We start from the raw sequence: 15,935 nt of genomic DNA, 5'->3' as shown, positions 1-15,935 counted from the left end.
GCCACCTGTCGAATTCCGCGTCGATCTTCCGCGCGCCCGTGCCGTCCGGATCAGGGCCGGCGGTGGCGTCCTACGCGGTCGGCCTTGGACCGGGCAGGCCGAAGCGAACCACCGCTGCGCCGCCCAGGAACATCGCCGCCGCGGCGAGGCCCAGCAGCGGAAGGCCAAGCTGTTCCACCAGGAAACCTGACAGGGAAGCGCCGGCCACGTCGCCCATGTTGAGCGCCGCCATGAACAGGGCGAAGCGGGTGGCCGCCGCCTCGCCGCGGCTAGCCTGCATCACGGCGGGAGCCAGCGCAACGAACACCAGCGCCGGTGTCACGGTGGAAAGGGCGAGCGCCAATGGACCCGCGACGCCCGCTCCACCCCCCATCATCTGGCCCAGCATCAGGCCGGCCGCGCCATGGCTCAGGGCGCTGCAGGCCAGCAGGATCGTCAGCGCCCGAGGGGCACCGGTCCGGTCGGTCCACCAGCCGATCGCCAGGGCGCCGGCTGTTCCGGCCAGAAATCCGGCCAGGCCCTGGAACCCGGACAGCGCCTCCGCCGTCCAGCCCAGCCGCTGCACCAATTCCACCGCCAGCGGCACGCGAAAGGCCGCGGCGGCCAGGTCGACTGCAAAGCAGAACGCCAGCAGCAGCATCATGCGCGGCTGCGCCAGGGATCGTCCCAGGCCGCGCAGCAGCCGGCCGAGGCCCGAAGGGCGAGCCAGCGGCCGCTGCCGCAGTGACAGCCATGCATCGCCAGGGGCTTCCCGCACCAGCAGCGGCAGCACCAGCGCCAGTGTTCCGATGGCGAGCAGCACCGCCGAAGCGGCTTGCAGCCCGTGCCGCGCCAGCAGCCAGCCGAACCCCGCGGCTCCCAGCGAGATGCCCGTCACGAAACCTGCCCGCGTGGTCGCGTTGGCTATGCCGAGACGCCCGGCCGGAACATGGTCGATGATCATGCCGTCGGTCGCGGTATCGGTGAGGGAGGCCAGGGCGCTGTGGGCGAGGAACACCAGGCTCAGGGCCGGAAGATCATGCCGGCCGGCCTCCTCGACCAGCAGGAGCCGCGTCAGGGCGAGCAGCGACAGCAGAATACCGGCCACGATCCAGAAGCGCCGCCGGCCCATGCGAAAGCCGCCGAACCGATCCACCACCGGACCCCAGAGCGGCTGCAGGATCCACGGCAGTCCGACCATGGCGACATGGGCACCGACCTCGGACGCGTTGGCGCCGAGCGCGGCGAAATGGTTCGGCAGGGCGGTCACCGCGAAGCCGGCGACCAGTCCCTGATAGGCATAGAGCACGAAAACCGTGGCGGAGCGCCAGCCGGCCGAAGCGATCAGCGGCGGTCGCACGCCGGGTCCGGAACTGCCGTCAGCACGCAGAACGGGATGCTTCCGATCAGCCCGGCCACTGCCGGCAGCGCCACGATCGCGGCGAAGGCGGAGCCGGAGGCGATGAACGCGCCGAGCAGCGCCAGCCCTGCCAGGGTGTGCGGCCACAGGCGCCGTGCGGCGGTGCCCCAGGGCACAGGCTGCTCGGCACGGTGCTGCGCCGGCCAGCCCGCCCGGCGGAATCCAAGCGCGTGGCTCAGCACCGTGATGGTCTTGTCCAGGGCCGCGATGCTGTCGAACAACAGCAGGAAGCCGCTCTCGACCATCGCCCGGCCGAGATAGGCCCGGCGCTGGCCTGCCGGCAGGCGGACCAGCGCATGGGCGTGCCCCGCCAGTCGCGGCAGGTGCAGCATGCCGTAGCCGGAGGCCAGCAGCACCAGCAGCAGGCCGCGCGGCGTGTCCTCCGCCCCATCCAGCGCGTTCAGCGCCGCCAATGGAAGCATCGCGAACCAGAGCGGCGACAAGGCGTAATGCAGCAGCGCCTGAAGCATCTGCAACCGGCCCAGAACGCCGAGGTCAGAGCTGCGCAGGAGGTGCCGGTATTGCAGGTTGCCCGCGCTCCAGCGCTGGTCGCGGCTCAGGAACTCCGGCAGGTTCGGCGGGTGCGCCTCCGTGGAACCGTCCGGCGTCAGCATCACCCGCACGCCCCAGCCGGCGGCATGCAGCCGCGCCGCCTCCACGTGATCATGCGACAGGATGCGGGAGCCGTCCGGCAGCGGCGGCAGCCTGCAATGCGCGCGGAAGGGAGCGATGCGGATCAGCGCGTTGTGTCCCCAGAACGGGCCCTCGTCGCCCTGCCACCAATCTTGCCCGGCAGCCCAGGTCAGCGTGCCGGCAAGATGGCCGAAGCCGAACACCCGGCCAAAGGCGGCGCGCGCGGGGCGACCGGCCACGGTGGTCTGCAGAATGGCCAGGCCGGGATCCGCCTGCATGATCCTCGCCATCCGCAGCACCAGCGCGGGCGACATCTCGGAATCCGCATCCAGCAGCAGCATCAGGGAGAAGCCGTCAGCTTGGTGATCCAGGAATTCCATCACGTTTCCGGCCTTGTAGCCGGCATTGTCGGTCCGGCGGCGGTAGATCACCGCGCCCGGCGGATGGGCCGCGGCGAGGCCCATGGCCTCCTCTTCCTCGCGGATCGCCGCCGCGGGCGCCTGGGTGTCGGACAGGATGGCCAGGGCGAAGCTGCCGCCATGGCCGGCCGCTGCGAGCCCATCGAGGAGGCGTGACAAGGGAGGAATCACCGCCTCCATCGCCTCTTCCCGCACACACACCGCGATCGCGGTGCGCAGGTGAAGCCGCTCCGCATGGACTGGCGCGGGATCGGTCGCGTGCCGGGCGCGGCGGAGAAGACCGGCCAGGCCCGTTGCTCCGGCCAGCGCCAGCCACGGCGCATTGGCTGCGGCGCACAGAAACAGCCCGACTTCCCAGAAGCTCCAGCCGCCGGGCGCGAAGACCAACACGGCCAAGCCGAGCCAGAGCAGGGAAAGGCCGGCCACCACCGCGGCAAAGACGCGGCGCCGCCCGCGCGTCGGTGCCGCCGGACGAACCTGCTCGGCAATCGCCGGCCGCAGCCCCGCGCTCATTCTCCTGCCGCGGAAAGCTGAACCGCCGCCCGGATGCTGCCACGCCTTTCCCAGGCCAGGGCATCGGCCACGATGCGGTCCAGGCTGTCGTGCCGCGGCCGCCAGCCGAGGCGCTGCCGCACAAGCTCCGCCCGCGCCACTACCGCCGGCGGATCGCCGGCGCGCCGGGGCGCCAGCCGCCACGGCACCGGCCGGCCCGCCGCGCGTCCCACGGCTGCCAGCACCTGCCGCACGGAATGGCCGTGGCCGTAGCCACAATTCACCGTCAGGCAGCCACCGCCATCCAGCAGGTGGTGCAGGGCCGCCACATGGGCGCTGGCCAAATCCGCCACATGCACGTAGTCACGCACCCCGGTTCCGTCGGGCGTGGCGTAGTCGTCGCCGTGGATCTCCACAGCGTCGCGCCGGCCGAGCGCCGCGTCGCAGGCGACCTTGATCAGGTGCGTCGCACCGGGACGCCGCTGCCCGCTCCGCCCGGCCGGATCGGCACCCGCCACGTTGAAGTAGCGCAGCGCGACGCAGCGCAGGGCGTGCGCCGCTGCGACCTCGGTCACCAGCCGTTCCGCCGCCAGTTTGCTGGAGCCATAGGGGTTGATCGGATGGCAGGCGGCGTCCTCGTCCACCGGAAGGGTTTCGGGGATGCCATACACCGCCGCGGTGGAGGACAGCACGAGGCGGAGCACCGCCGCGCGCATCATGCCCTCCAGCAGGCCCAGCGTGGTGCCAAGATTGTTACGCCAGTAACGCAGCGGATGATCCAGGCTTTCCGGAACCACCAGCGACGCCGCGAAGTGCAGCACGGCCTGGCTTTCCGTCCGCTCCAGCACGGTCCGGACAAGGTCGGAATCGCCTGCATTGCCCAGGACGAAGGGCGTGCCGGGCGGCACCGCCTCCCGCACGCCGGTGGACAGGTCATCGAGAACGGTTGGGCGGAAGCCGGCCTCCAGCAGCGCCAGCACCACCTGGCTGCCGATGTAGCCGGCCCCGCCTGTGACAAGCACTGCGGTCATGGAGAATGTGTCCTGACGGAGATGATTCGGGGAAGAACGGCGCCTCGCGGAGCAGCGTGGTCGCCTCGGCCAGCACGGCGGCGATACGGCGGGGCACGTCTGGGCTGGTGCAAACAAAGGTCGGGCTCGGATGGGGCATGCACAACACCGGCAGTTCCGGCCGGCAGGCCTGGATCGCTGTCTGCAGCGCCGCGGCCACGCGGCCGGACAGCACAACCACCGCGAGGCGCGGCAGGATGGCGAGCAGCGGGGGCACCCAGGCGGCACCGGCCCGTCGCTCCGCGGCCGTGGGTGTGCGGTTGCGGGCACCCGGCGCGTGGATCACCCAGGGAACCGCGTTCCACAGCAGCGTGTCGCCGCGCTCCAGCCCGGCATCGGCCAGGAAGCGGCGGAGATTGGCCGCGGTGCCGCCACGGTTGTCGCGCGACACGAAGCCGCCGGAACCCAGGCGGGGCGCCGGTGTCTCCAGCAGCAGCAGCAGCAGCCGCGCTTCCGCGCCGCCATCGAGGGGATCCGCTTCCGGGACCTCGCGGCCCGTGGCCCGCCGCAGCCGTGCCGCGAGGGCGCGCAGCGGCCGCATCCGCGGCGCCGATCTCAACGCCGCCATTCGCGACGCCAGCGCCTCGGGTTCCACCAGCAGGGTCGTCATGCACTGAGCGGCAGCCACGGCGCCGTCCCCTGGAGCCGCACCCGCTCGGGGCCGCCGGCTTCTGCCAGGGCCTTCGCCAGGCCTTCGGGCCCGCCGAACTGGAAGCCCAGCTGGGTGCCGTAGGCGAGGCAGGCCTGGTGCTTCCGCCGCGGATCGCCCGGCAGCGCGTGTTCGGGCAGGCGCGCGAAGGTTTCCGCGAACGGGCGCGCCGGCGTGTCGGCCCGCTGCGTGTAGGGGAAATCCGCCCACCAGCCGACCGGCACCTCCGGCGTCACCTGCCGCAGCGCCTGAACCACCAGCACGTGATCCACGTGCCCGCCCACTGCCTGCGGCGCGAGAATGAGATGGGGCCGCCAGTCGGCCAGCAACCCCCGCAGGAGTTCGGCGACGGGCGCCGGCGTGTCGTCAGGCCGCAGGGAACCGAACAGCGCCGCCGCGTCGGCATAGCCGCGGTGCGGCGCCTCCGGCAGCGGCAGATGCATCATGCGGACGCCCAGCGCCTCGCCCGCGGCCAGATCCTCCGCACGGCGGATCGCCATGTAATCCGCGTCCGGCTTCAGGCCCTTGTCGGTCTGGCAGCGTAGTGCGAAGCCTTCCGGGTCCGGCACCGTCGCGGAGAACACGGTGGCCACGATGACGTTCCATCCCTGGCCCGCCATCCATGCCAGCGCCCCGCCGGCCGAGAATGCGGCGTCGTCCAGATGCGGCGACACGGCAACAACGGTTGGCATCAGAGCAGGTGCGGCGCCGCGCGGAAGCGGCATTCCGTTCTGGGCAGCACAGGGTCCAGCACCGTTCCCGGCCTCGTGCCCCGCACTTCCGCGTAGATCCCCATGATCTGGCGGCCCACCGCTTCCCAGGAATAGGTCCGCCGACACTCGGCAAGGGCCGTCTCGGCCAACCGGCGACGCAACGGGGCATCCATGATGATGCGGCGGAGGTTCTCCGCCAGGGCCGGAACCTCGCCTGGCTCGGAGAGGAGGCCGTTCTCGTCGTGCCGCAGGCAATCCACCACGCCGACCGCGGTGCAGGACACGCTGGGCAACCCGCTGGCCATGGCTTCCAGCACCGTGTTGGAGAAGCCCTCGGCATAGGTGGGCGAGACGAACACGTCCTGGTCGCGGTACAGCGCCGGTGCCGCATCGTAATCGGCATAGCCGGAGAAGCGTGTGCCGAGCTGCAACTCGGCGTCCAGCGCGCGCGCCGCGTCGAGGTCGGGGCCGATGCCGCTGATCGTCGCGGCGAAGCGGGTGCCGTGCTGGCGCAGCATCGCGAGCGCCTGCAGGAAGTCCAGCACGCCTTTCCGGCGATCCACCCGGCCGTGGTAGAAGAGGCGCACGGGATCGACGGCATCGCCCGGCGCACGGCCCTCGACGGGGCGGAACTGCCGCACATCCACCGCGCCGGGCACGATGGTGAACAGCGAGCGTGCCACACCCAGCCGGTCGACGACTTCCTGCGCGAAGCTGTCACAGCCGATCAGCAGGCGATCCGCGCCTTCCAGCACCCGGATCATCGCTTGGCGGTGCGTTTCACAGCAGGATCCCACCCAATGGCCGTCGCCACCCTGGATCGACACCACGGTGGGCACGCCGATCTCGCGCGCCGCCAGCAGCGCGGCCCAGCCATTGGGGTAGCCGTATTGCGCGTGCAGCACGTCGAACGGCGCGCGGGCATGCTCGGCCAGGATGGTGTCCACCATGTCGTCGATGTCGCGCTCGAAATCCGCCCCGCCCGGCTCGGCAAAGGCTTCCTCGCCCAGCGAGCGGCGGCCGAGGACGCGGACGCCGGGCACGGCCGGCGGCGGCCCCCCGCCATAGACGCGGGTGCCTGCGGCATCGTCCCGGTACTGGCTGACCATGGTGACGTCGTGCCCGGCGCCGACGAGTTGCTCCAGCAGGTTCTGCGCGTAAACGCTCATGCCGCTGATGGCGGGGAAGAAGCGGCGGGACAGGAACAGAACCCTCATGCCCGGTTGTCTCGGCACTCGGCCAGCCAGCGCCGGGATTGCGGGATCATCGTGTCGGCGCGGTGGCTTTCCCGGGACAGCTCGACGCAGACCAGCCGCCGGAACCCGATCGTCTCCAGCGCGTCGAGGCAGCCGGGGATGTCCATGTCGCCCTCGCCGAAGGGCAGGTGGATGTGCTCACCGCGTGCCATGTCCTCGATAGCGATGGTGCCAAGGTGCGGGGCGAATTCCCGCAGGGCGGCGGGCGGTTCGCGCTCGCCCGTCACCAGCAGGTGCCCGAGATCGAGCGCGAGGGTCAGCGCCGGCAACTCCGCGTGCAGCGCCTTCCAGTGGTCCACCGTTTCCACCAGCATGCCCGGCTCGGGTTCCAGGGCGGCATCGACGCCGCGGAGGGCGGCGTGCTCCAGCACCTGGGCCACGCCGTCCCGGAGCCAGGCAGAGGCCTGCTCCGGCGTCACCCCGGCCTTCGGCACTCCGGCCCAGAACGACATGGCCTCGGCGCCGAGAACGGCACCCACGTCGATCGCCCGGCGCAGAAACGCGACACGGCGCGCGCGGCCTTCCGGCTCGGCCGTCAGCAGGGTGGGCTCGTGCTTGACGCGAGGGTCGAGCAGGTAGCGCGCACCGGTCTCGATGACGCAGCCCAGCCCGAGCCCGTTCAGCCGATGCGCCAGCGCCTCGGCGCGCGCCACCCAGCCCGTTTCCATGGGATCGAGGTGATGGTGGTCCAGCGTCAGCGCGACGCCGTTGTAGCCGGCATCCGCGATGATGGCACAGGCGTCGTCCAGCCGGTGGTTGGCGGCCCCGTTGGTGTTGTAGGCGAAGCGCAAGCTCATGCCGGCACCGCCTCGCCCCGGCGCGCAGCCAGCACGAGCTGGGCCGAGAAGGTGCCGGTTTCACGATACATCGGGTACAGGCGGCCGACGGTGCGGTCGGCCAGCGCGGCATCGAACCAGGCGGGACCACCCGCCCGCGCCTCGTCTTCCGGCCGCAGGCGCACCCGCGCGGCGCCCTGCGCGGAGCGATCGAGAATCAGGGGGTCGCCGCGGTCGCGCAGGCGCCGCACGCCGCGCCAGCCGATGCGATGATAGCTCATCGTCTCGATCTCCAGCCCGGGCACGATCACCTTGACGACGCGCACGCCTCCTGCCGGCGGCGAGCAATCCACGTAAAGGATTCCGAGGCCCTCCGATGCCAGTTGCTCCGTCAGGAACTCCAGGCGCCGCGCGGAAGCGGACACCGCCTCCGGAGCGACGGTTGGCAGGCTCGAGAGATCATGCCGCTCGCGCTCGGAGAACACGCTTCCCGACAGGCGGTCGCGCAGCGCGGCGGCATCTTGCCCCATCCACTCCACCATGGCATCGAGCGCGCGCGGCTCCTCCTCGTCCAGCATGGCGACGGCGAGCTGGCGCTCAACATATTCGGATGGCAGGTTCTGCCGCAGCAGCGGGATCGGGCCGTGCGTCGCCGCTTTCCGGGCACGGGAGCCGCAGAATTCCAGCAGCGCCTTGCGCAGGGCCCGGTTCCGGTCCGGGTGCACGGCCTCTCCGCAGGCCGTGACCTGGATCGGGGCTACCGGGGCACCGGTGTCGTCGCCGACGACGTAAAGGTTGGTCATGCCGAAATCGGTGGCGGCGAGCTTCACCTTCACCTTGATCCCGAGGCCGCGCAGATGCTCCAGCAATCCGCGAACCTGCTCATCGGCCGGTTGGCCCGGGTCGATCACGCGGCCCTGGTCGAGCGCGCGGTAGGCCACCACGTTGCCGTCGCGCTGCAGCGCCTCCATGATGCCGTGGCCGATGGCATGTTCCAGGTCGAAGCCCGCGCCCAGACCGTTGGTGATCGGCGTGATCAGCCTTGGCTTCTCGCCGAGCTGGTAGGGATAGGCCGCCACCCATTCGCGGGGAACCAGCACGGCTTCGCCCGAAGGCCAGCGCCGTGCCTCGATCCAGGGCAATTCCATCTCCGGCTCGTAATCCGACCCGGCGGCGAGGCAGAGGGTCAGCGGGTCCACCACCGCCTTGCGGCGCGACAGGGCGGCGTAGCTGCCGAGGGTACGGGGTGCCGCGGCGACGTGGCGCCCGACGTGAACTTCCTCGCACAATTCACCCAGCGCGCTGACCTCCGCCTCGATCGGCGTGAAGCCGTAGCCGTAGCCGATCGTGGCGGGTTCGTCCGGCAGGATCAGGTTCGCCTGCATGACTGGAATTCCGACACGGTCCATCTGGTCGATGCGGAAGACGGACACATGCGCGCCCGCCGGCATGGTGGCGCGAAACGCAGCGGCCACCTTGTGGAGATCGTCGCTCATGAATGCATGTCCTTGCTGCCGCGGCGCTTCATCGTCAACTCGTCGACCGGGATGTGCCGCACGCCCGGTGGTCCGCGCAGCTGGTCGTCGAGAACGGCGACAGCCATGTCGGTGGTGATGCCGGGCGCATATTCGAAGGGCGTGCACACGGTATCGAAGTCGAGCGCGCCGATGACGTCCCGGTACTTCCTCACCTCGTTGGGGGAAAGCGGAATGTCCTTGTGGAATGCCTTGTGCGTGGAGACTGCGAGGTTCTCACCCGTCTCGTCCTGGTCCACCTTGAAGGCATCGCCGCAGAACAGGATCCGCCGGCGCTCGTCGTGCAGCACCGCCTGGCCCTCGTAATGACCGCCGACATGCAGCAGCGTCTGCCCGGGCCGCAGTTCCAGCGCGTCATCATAGGGCCAGGTGACACGGAACGCCTTGGTCATGCGCAGGTCCTCCTTCTGGATCGCCATGACCTCCGGCTGGAACACGTCCTGCAACTGCCACAGCGCGCCATAGCCGTGGCAATGCGATGCTGCCAGGAAGCGGATGCCGCCGAGGCGGCGGATCTCCTCCAGCATCGGCGGCGTGTAATAGGGCGCGGCCTCGAAGGCGGTGTTGCCGTCGGGATGCAGCAACAGCCACCCGGTGCCATTCAGGCCGAAGGGCGGCGCGGTGGAGAAGGCCACCAGATCGCGTCCCAACTGCTTCCAGGAACCGGTGACGGATGCTGCGACCTCCTCCTCGCGCAGGAAGCGCCAGCCATCATGCGGCAGGTCATTGCGCGTATCATCGCAGATGGCGCAGGAGCTCGGCTGGAAATGCTTCTGCCAAAAGCCGCAATTGGCGCAGGCCCAGGGGATCAGCGGCATGAAGGGTCTCCGGCATAGGCGCGGTGCAGCAGGCGCATGGTGTGCAGGTCACGCGCGACATTGAATCCAGCACTGTCGCCAGTGCGGACGGCGTGGGCGAAGGCGGACATCTGGCGCGTGAACGGCGATTCCGCCGCGCCTTCGAAGTTCAGGGCTCTGGCCACCCCGGCAGCGTTGATCCAGGTGATGCTGCCGCCGGCATCCTGCCCCATCGTGTTGTCCGCCAGGAGCTGGCCGGTGCCGCCTAACACCTCCAGTCGGCGGCGCGGCAGGGCATCGGGACAATTATAGGCGACGTGCAGCTGCGCCAGCACGCCGGAGACGGTTCGCCCGATGATCAGCGCGCCGTCATCCACCGCATAGGACTGCACGCGGCGCTGCGTCAGCGCGGCGATCTCCTCCACCGGTTCGCCGAGGAGGAATTCCACGAGGTCCAGTCCATGTGGAGCAAGGTCCATCAGGGCGCCGCCGCCGGCGCGCGACGGATCGGCGCGCCAGTTGTCGCCTTCCCCGGTGATGCTCCAGCCCGCGTCGAGCCAGCAGGCATAGACAATGCGGATCGCCGTCGGCGTGCCGATGAGCCCGTCCCCCAAGGCGTCCCGCATCACGGCATGGGCCGGGTGGTGGCGCTGGTCGAAGGCGGTTCCATAGATGATCCTGGAGCGGCCCACGGTCGCGGCCATGGCTTCTGCATCGTCGAGCGAGGCCGCCATAGGCTTCTCGCACAGGATCGGCTTGCCGGCCGCGGCAATGGCTTGCACGGCGTCGCGGTGCAGGTGATTGGGCGTTGCGACGTAGATCGCCTCCACTCCGGGGTCGGTGAGCAGAGGCGTCAGGGTTTCATGCACGCCGCCGGCGGGGTCCAGGCGGTTGCGAGCGGACAGCCGGGCCGCCGGCATCGGATCGCAGACGGCCCTGACGACGTGCCCTGCCGCCACCATCGCTGGAGCGGCATGATCCCGCGCCACCCAGCCGAACCCGACGATGCCCCAGCCCAGCGGGCCTCCGCGATGCTGGCTCCGGTCCATCACCAACGATCCGGCAGATCAAGCATTTCGCGACTGAGCACCAGCTGCGCCGTGGCTTCCGAGGCCACTGCCTCGGCAGGACAGGCCGTGGCGGGCGGGTAGGTAGCCCTGGGCCCGTATTCCTGCGCGTAGCGATCCGACGGCCAGACCACGGCACCATTCTGATAGAGAGGGTTTCGGCGCAGCTTGGTTCCGGGCAAGGGCAAGGCGAGGTGGCCACTGGCGGCCCCGGGCCGGCCGACCTTCCGGCCCAGTGCCACGGAAAATGCTTCCACCCCGCGAAGATCCTGCGGCGGGGAAGGTTTCGGTATGTCGCGGCGCAGGGCGGTGCGCGTCAGTTCCGCGTCATCATAGATCAGGGCGTCGGGCAGCATCGCCCTGAGTTCCGATGCCGTCAGGGCGGCGCCGGCCGAAAGGTTCGGCCATTCCCGGTTATGCACATGCCCGATGACGAGAACGCCGTCTTCCGACATGCGCCGCAACTGCGCCACGATCACGTCCTTCGGCTCCAAGAAATAGAAGGCGTCATGGCAGGCCACGAGATCGAAGCGTCGATCGGCCATCGTGGGCCAGGGATGCAGGGCCGCGTCCAGGCAGATCAGCTCGGCCGCGGGAGCGATCCAGTGGCGCGCGACCCACAGCTTGGCAAACACGACATCCGCTCCGGTGGCCACGACGCCTCGCGACGCCAGCACGCGGAGGTAGTGACCGATGCCGCACGCCAGCTCGAAAGCCGTGCGCGGCTCGTCCCAATGGGCTTCCATCAGGGCGATACCGGCGACGAAGGTCGGGTCGCTCCAGCGATGGGCGAAGTAGTCCGCGACCGGCCCCCAGGACAGTAGCTGCATTGCCTGCCGCAGGCTCAGGCTGTCTTGCGCCTCGACGAGTTGCCGCAACGCCGCAGGATCGGCGGTGGGCCCGGTCCACCAATCATCCTGGTCGGCCAGCAACAGAATCAGCGCCTCATGCCAGGAGCCGTTGTCCAGCAGGGCCAGGGCGGTGCGTGCCAGATCACGCCGGGATGCGCGGGCGAACACAACGTCGTCGATCACCGGCCAGCGTTCCCCGGCGGCATCGATCATGGAATGAGGTGTGTCCCGGCGCATCAGGACTGCAGCCCGGCCTCGGTCAGCAGGGCGTCCTGGAACGACTTCACCGCTCCCTCATGCACCAGACGCATCTCATGGAGCACCTGATGCATGGTTGTTCGGCCTGCGCGAAGATGCTGTTCGATCTCCAGGACGCGGTCCAGCGTATCGGCGGCATGGAAGGCTTGGCCTTCCGGCGTTTCGGCGTCAGGCAAGATTTTGCGTGCCGCCTCGACATGAGCGGCAAGGACGGGCGGAAGCTCCGCAAGCGCATTCCGCGTGGCCATATCGAACAACGAGTCCAGGTGCCCGCCGAGCAACACTTCCCCAGCAAAGCCGGAATCCGGAATCTCCGCGTTATGCAGATGATGCGCGAGCGATGCCAGAAATACGGTTTCGGGTTTCGCGCCGTATCGCGCCGCGAGGACAACACCGTAAACCGCCACCACCAAGCAATGTTCAGCGTGATTTTCCGGCGGCTCCAGCATCACCCGTGGCTTGCCCGGACAGGTCACGCCGGCACGTGGCTGCCGGGTCAGCCTGAGTGCGAAGGACAGCGTCGGGCTTGTTGTGTCCGGAAGGGAAACTGCGGAGACGAGTGCAGCACGGAGTCCCGCATCGAGGTCTGAGCCGGCCTCGTCCAGGGCCCGGCGGAGGATCTCCGCGGCCTCCCATCCGCTCAGGCCGAGGCGCGTCAGCAACCCGGCGTCTATGTCTCCCAGCCGGGTTGCGGACAGGGCAGCCCGCACGATGGCAAAACAAACCTCCGTCGTGGGCAAGCCATTCTGCAGCGCCGCCCAGGCCTGCAAGAAGAGGCGCTCGGCAATCGAGCCACTTGCCTGCGCGGATCGAATCCGCTTCAGATCCCCAAGTTCGCGCAGGAGATCCAAATCCAACGGCGTCGCGACAGCACTGCTAGTCATCATCGAGACTCCCCGGTTATCCCGCATGACGGTCAGAGGGAGGGGGCGCCCAGCCAATCCATCAGCATCTTTTCCTGCGTGTGAAAAGCATGCTCCGGCGCGTGGCCATTCGCCACCATGGGAGCCTTGAAGAAGATCGAAAGTTGCTCCTGGACGCCGCCATCGCCGCGCTGTTGTGCGAGGTCAAGCACGCGGGCGATCTCCAGCGCGAGCGGTGCCGCGAGCACGCTGTCCTTGCACAGAAAATTCACCTTGATCTGCATCCGATGGCCTAGGAAGCCCGAGATATCGATATTGTCCCAGGCTTCCTTGTCGTCGCCCCGCGGCTTGTAATACCGAATATCGACCAGATGGTCTTCCACATGATATCCGAGGATGCTGTCGAGCACGGAACCCTTGGTGTCGAGTTTGGACTGCAGGCTGTCCGGGTCGCGCAGGGCTTCACCATCACGGTTGCCGAGGATATTTGTGCTGAACCAGCCATCGACGTGCAGGGCACGTGCACGAAGTGCCGGCGCCAGAACCGTCTTCATCATGGTCTGGCCCGTTTTGCCATCCTTGCCGGCAACGGGAATGTTCCTGCGCTTGGCGAATTCCTTCAGCGCGGGAGCATCTGCGGCAAGAGAAGGCGTGAAGTTGCCGTAGGGAACACCCGCCTCGATGGCGGCATAAGCGTAGAGCATGGCCGGCCCAATGCCCGGATCGTCGCGATCCAGGGCTCGCTCGAAGGCGTCGAGCGAATTCAATGTTCCTTCATCGACGGGCGTGCGCTCTGTTGAAGCGAGGTTCACCATAACGACGTTGTCCGCGCCGCTGTCCTGCTTGAAGCGGCGGAGATCATCAGCGATTGCGGCCACTGCGGCGCGGTGGCCAGGCGCCTCGTGCTTATTCGCACCATCGATGCCGCGGCAGAATGCACCGCTACCCACCGCTGGCCACGGCCGGATCGCAGACAAGGCTTCACCTGTCTCGGCCAGTTGCGTTTCATTCAGGACTCGGTGTTCACCGGCAGCCGTTGAGAGATCAGCCCCATTCAGGTCCCAGCCGCCGAACACCATGTCGCGGTAGTCGACCATGCCCGAGATATTGGCGTCGGCCAGTGGCAGGCCTTCGATCTTATTGCTGCCCTTCTTAAGCACCTCGATACCAGCGACCGCAGTGGTCGCGACGGCTCCGCCAAGGCCAACGATTGCGACACCCAATTTGCGCGGTGCAACACTTGTGGACATTTTGCCTTCCCAACCCGGTGGAACTGGAACTGAGTGCGGTTTGAGATCCTGCCAATCACAAACCTGTGTAGATTGCTGCAGATGCGAGGTTGGAGCATGTCTCAGGAGCAGTGCACCTGACGCCCTGTTCGCAAAACCATCATGGCGGAGAGCACAGTCGCTCTTTGCTGCAGTTTTGCGACGATGCGGATGAGTGATGCCCTTTCCGACCGCCATTGCGATGCTTTGACCGAGTACCAGCTTCTATGGAAGCCGAAACTTTCGTCGCAGAGCCAAACCTCACCGCTGGAGAGAGGACGCTCCTTGGCCAGGAGGCACGTGTCGCGACGGGGCATCAAGTCAAGCTTGATCTGGAAAGGTCAGGAACCATTGGATCCGGGTAACGAGGGTACATTTCTCCAAGCTTTGCCACATCGTATTTCGAAGGAGGAATGGCTCAAGCTTGGCGGCAGCATCACTGATCCCTCGGATCATGAAGTTTGGGATGACCTCGCCGCCCTATCCCCGCTAGGGTTAATGCAACCAGAAAATGGGGGAGAAAATGGACCATCAGATCGAGGATTACAGCACGTCGGAGACCGACTACCTGCCCCATGTTATCGCTCGGTGCGTTGACAAGGCCAACCGCCACCAGAAAGCCTACCGGTTCCGCCTGAACGGAGCCGTGGTGGTCGTGGCTCCAGGTCAGACAGCAGCCTCGGTGAATGAGGAAGTGCAGAAGCAATGGCAAATGGGGAGGACTCATCCGGCCGCTGGTGTAACCTGATAGCATACGCGGATTGTTGCCACGGTTTCCGGCCTCGCCAGTCCGGTCAGCATTGCCGTGGAAGGCACCGAGGCGGCCAGGGGGAGCCCTGGAGTCGGAGGCTGGTGAGGATGGTTCTCCGATGACGCGGAGGCGGAGTGATGGCGCGGCTTGCTAGCGATAGGATCCTCGGCCCGCACCCGCATCGATGGTGCCCTCGATCTGGCTTGGTGGCCAGCATGCCTCCTGATCCGCATCCGACAGAAGCCGTGTTTTCTCGGATAAGATGAGCTTCATGGTCGACAAGTCGAACCGCTGGAGGGCTCGGCATCGGGCGCGGAGAAGGATACCGCCACGTCGCTGATCAAACGATTCAGCCGGAGCGTAAGCTTTTCCGTTCCAACTCGAGTTGCGAGACGTGTTGCCGCGGGCGAGGATGGACAGCACGCTGTCTGCCTGAGCCAACGCTTATTCTTCTCGATCGGAGGCCTTGATGACCATTCTGAAGATTGCCCGGATGGGCCACCCGATTTTGTTGGAACAATGCGCTCCTGTCTCCGACCCCGGTGCTCCAGAGATCCGGCGTTTGGTCCATGACATGTTCCAGACAATGGAGGATGCTCCAGGCGCAGGCCTGGCGGCTCCGCAGGTCCACGTGCCGCTGCGCCTGTTCGTCTTCCGGGTGCTTCAGAATCGAACCAGCGGGGCTGCCGATGATATCGTGGTCGGCAACACCGTCTTGATCAATCCGCAGGTCGAGCCCGTCGGGGAGGAGAAACATCTTCGGTGGGAGGGCTGCCTCTCCATTCCCGGGTTGAGGGCAGCGGTGCCGCGTTACAAGCGGATCCGCTACACGGGATTGAACTGCAATGGGCAAATGGTTTCGGCAGAAGTCGAGGGATTTCATGCCGGTGTTGTCCAGCATGAGAATGATCATCTGGATGGCATTCTCTACCCGACGCGCATGGTGGATTTTCAGAAGATGGGCTTCAATGACGAGATCGCCCGCGAAGCCGAACTGAAAGTACAAACAGACAAGATCAGAGAAGAGTGGGGGGGCTTTTCCCGATCCTGAACATGTTGGCGATTGCTGTTTTTTTCTTGTTGTAGGGATGGGTGTTGTGGATCAGGCGGTGATGTTGGTTTGGCTGAGGCTGGCGTG

15 protein-coding genes are annotated in these 15,935 nt (G+C 67.8%); 2 read left to right on the top strand and 13 right to left on the bottom strand.

The window, feature by feature from the left end; genetic code table 11:
* Positions 1–70: 70 nt before the first annotated feature.
* The 13 genes from D2K64_RS19125 to D2K64_RS19065 are packed head-to-tail and all read right to left on the bottom strand — an operon-like array spanning position 71 to position 14,028.
* Positions 71–1,339, bottom strand: coding sequence for an MFS transporter (locus D2K64_RS19125; RefSeq protein WP_157985944.1), 1,269 nt, complete (start codon positions 1,337–1,339; stop codon positions 71–73).
* Positions 1,324–2,964 (bottom strand): glucans biosynthesis glucosyltransferase MdoH, encoded by a 1,641-nt coding sequence (mdoH, locus tag D2K64_RS19120; protein WP_120009982.1) that lies wholly within the window; start codon positions 2,962–2,964, stop codon positions 1,324–1,326. Before mdoH ends, D2K64_RS19125 begins: the two co-directional genes overlap by 16 nt.
* Positions 2,961–3,974, bottom strand: coding sequence for a UDP-glucose 4-epimerase GalE (gene galE / locus D2K64_RS19115; protein WP_120009981.1), 1,014 nt, complete (start codon positions 3,972–3,974; stop codon positions 2,961–2,963). The genes mdoH and galE overlap by 4 nt, the downstream gene beginning before the upstream one ends.
* Positions 3,877–4,623, bottom strand: coding sequence for a uracil-DNA glycosylase (locus D2K64_RS19110; protein WP_120009980.1), 747 nt, complete (start codon positions 4,621–4,623; stop codon positions 3,877–3,879). Before D2K64_RS19110 ends, galE begins: the two co-directional genes overlap by 98 nt.
* A complete protein-coding gene (locus D2K64_RS19105) occupies positions 4,620–5,354 on the bottom strand; it encodes a PIG-L deacetylase family protein (RefSeq protein ID WP_202910751.1) in 735 nt (244 codons plus the stop codon). Before D2K64_RS19105 ends, D2K64_RS19110 begins: the two co-directional genes overlap by 4 nt.
* Positions 5,354–6,592, bottom strand: coding sequence for a glycosyltransferase family 4 protein (locus D2K64_RS19100; protein ID WP_120009979.1), 1,239 nt, complete (start codon positions 6,590–6,592; stop codon positions 5,354–5,356). Before D2K64_RS19100 ends, D2K64_RS19105 begins: the two co-directional genes overlap by 1 nt.
* A complete protein-coding gene (locus D2K64_RS19095) occupies positions 6,589–7,428 on the bottom strand; it encodes a sugar phosphate isomerase/epimerase family protein (RefSeq protein WP_120009978.1) in 840 nt (279 codons plus the stop codon). The genes D2K64_RS19100 and D2K64_RS19095 overlap by 4 nt, the downstream gene beginning before the upstream one ends.
* Positions 7,425–8,903, bottom strand: coding sequence for a YcaO-like family protein (locus D2K64_RS19090; protein WP_202910750.1), 1,479 nt, complete (start codon positions 8,901–8,903; stop codon positions 7,425–7,427). Before D2K64_RS19090 ends, D2K64_RS19095 begins: the two co-directional genes overlap by 4 nt.
* A complete protein-coding gene (locus tag D2K64_RS19085; RefSeq protein WP_120009977.1) occupies positions 8,900–9,760 on the bottom strand; it encodes an MBL fold metallo-hydrolase in 861 nt (286 codons plus the stop codon). The genes D2K64_RS19090 and D2K64_RS19085 overlap by 4 nt, the downstream gene beginning before the upstream one ends.
* A complete protein-coding gene (locus D2K64_RS19080; protein WP_120009976.1) occupies positions 9,751–10,788 on the bottom strand; it encodes a Gfo/Idh/MocA family protein in 1,038 nt (345 codons plus the stop codon). Before D2K64_RS19080 ends, D2K64_RS19085 begins: the two co-directional genes overlap by 10 nt.
* A complete protein-coding gene (locus D2K64_RS19075) occupies positions 10,788–11,870 on the bottom strand; it encodes a class I SAM-dependent methyltransferase (RefSeq protein WP_202910749.1) in 1,083 nt (360 codons plus the stop codon). The genes D2K64_RS19080 and D2K64_RS19075 overlap by 1 nt, the downstream gene beginning before the upstream one ends.
* Positions 11,871–11,893: 23 nt before the next feature.
* Positions 11,894–12,802 (bottom strand): hypothetical protein, encoded by a 909-nt coding sequence (locus tag D2K64_RS19070; protein WP_202910748.1) that lies wholly within the window; start codon positions 12,800–12,802, stop codon positions 11,894–11,896.
* Between the two features lie 29 nt (positions 12,803–12,831).
* Positions 12,832–14,028 carry an inositol-3-phosphate synthase gene (locus tag D2K64_RS19065; protein ID WP_120009974.1) on the bottom strand — a complete coding sequence of 399 codons (1,197 nt, stop codon included), beginning with the start codon at positions 14,026–14,028 and terminating at the stop codon, positions 12,832–12,834.
* Between the two features lie 541 nt (positions 14,029–14,569).
* On the opposite strand from D2K64_RS19065, the gene D2K64_RS19060 reads away from it, so the two are divergent.
* The gene (locus D2K64_RS19060) at positions 14,570–14,794 is read left to right on the top strand and encodes a hypothetical protein (RefSeq protein ID WP_157985943.1); all 225 of its coding nucleotides are present in this window, start codon (positions 14,570–14,572) and stop codon (positions 14,792–14,794) included.
* Between the two features lie 472 nt (positions 14,795–15,266).
* Entirely contained in the window at positions 15,267–15,848 is a 582-nt protein-coding gene (gene def / locus D2K64_RS19055) for a peptide deformylase (protein ID WP_120009972.1), read from the top strand.
* Positions 15,849–15,935 lie beyond the last annotated feature (87 nt).

The organism is Teichococcus vastitatis, assembly GCF_003604215.1.
In the GTDB taxonomy this organism is placed as follows: domain Bacteria; phylum Pseudomonadota; class Alphaproteobacteria; order Acetobacterales; family Acetobacteraceae; genus Pseudoroseomonas; species Pseudoroseomonas vastitatis.
This window is presented reverse-complemented; position numbering and strand designations above follow the sequence as displayed.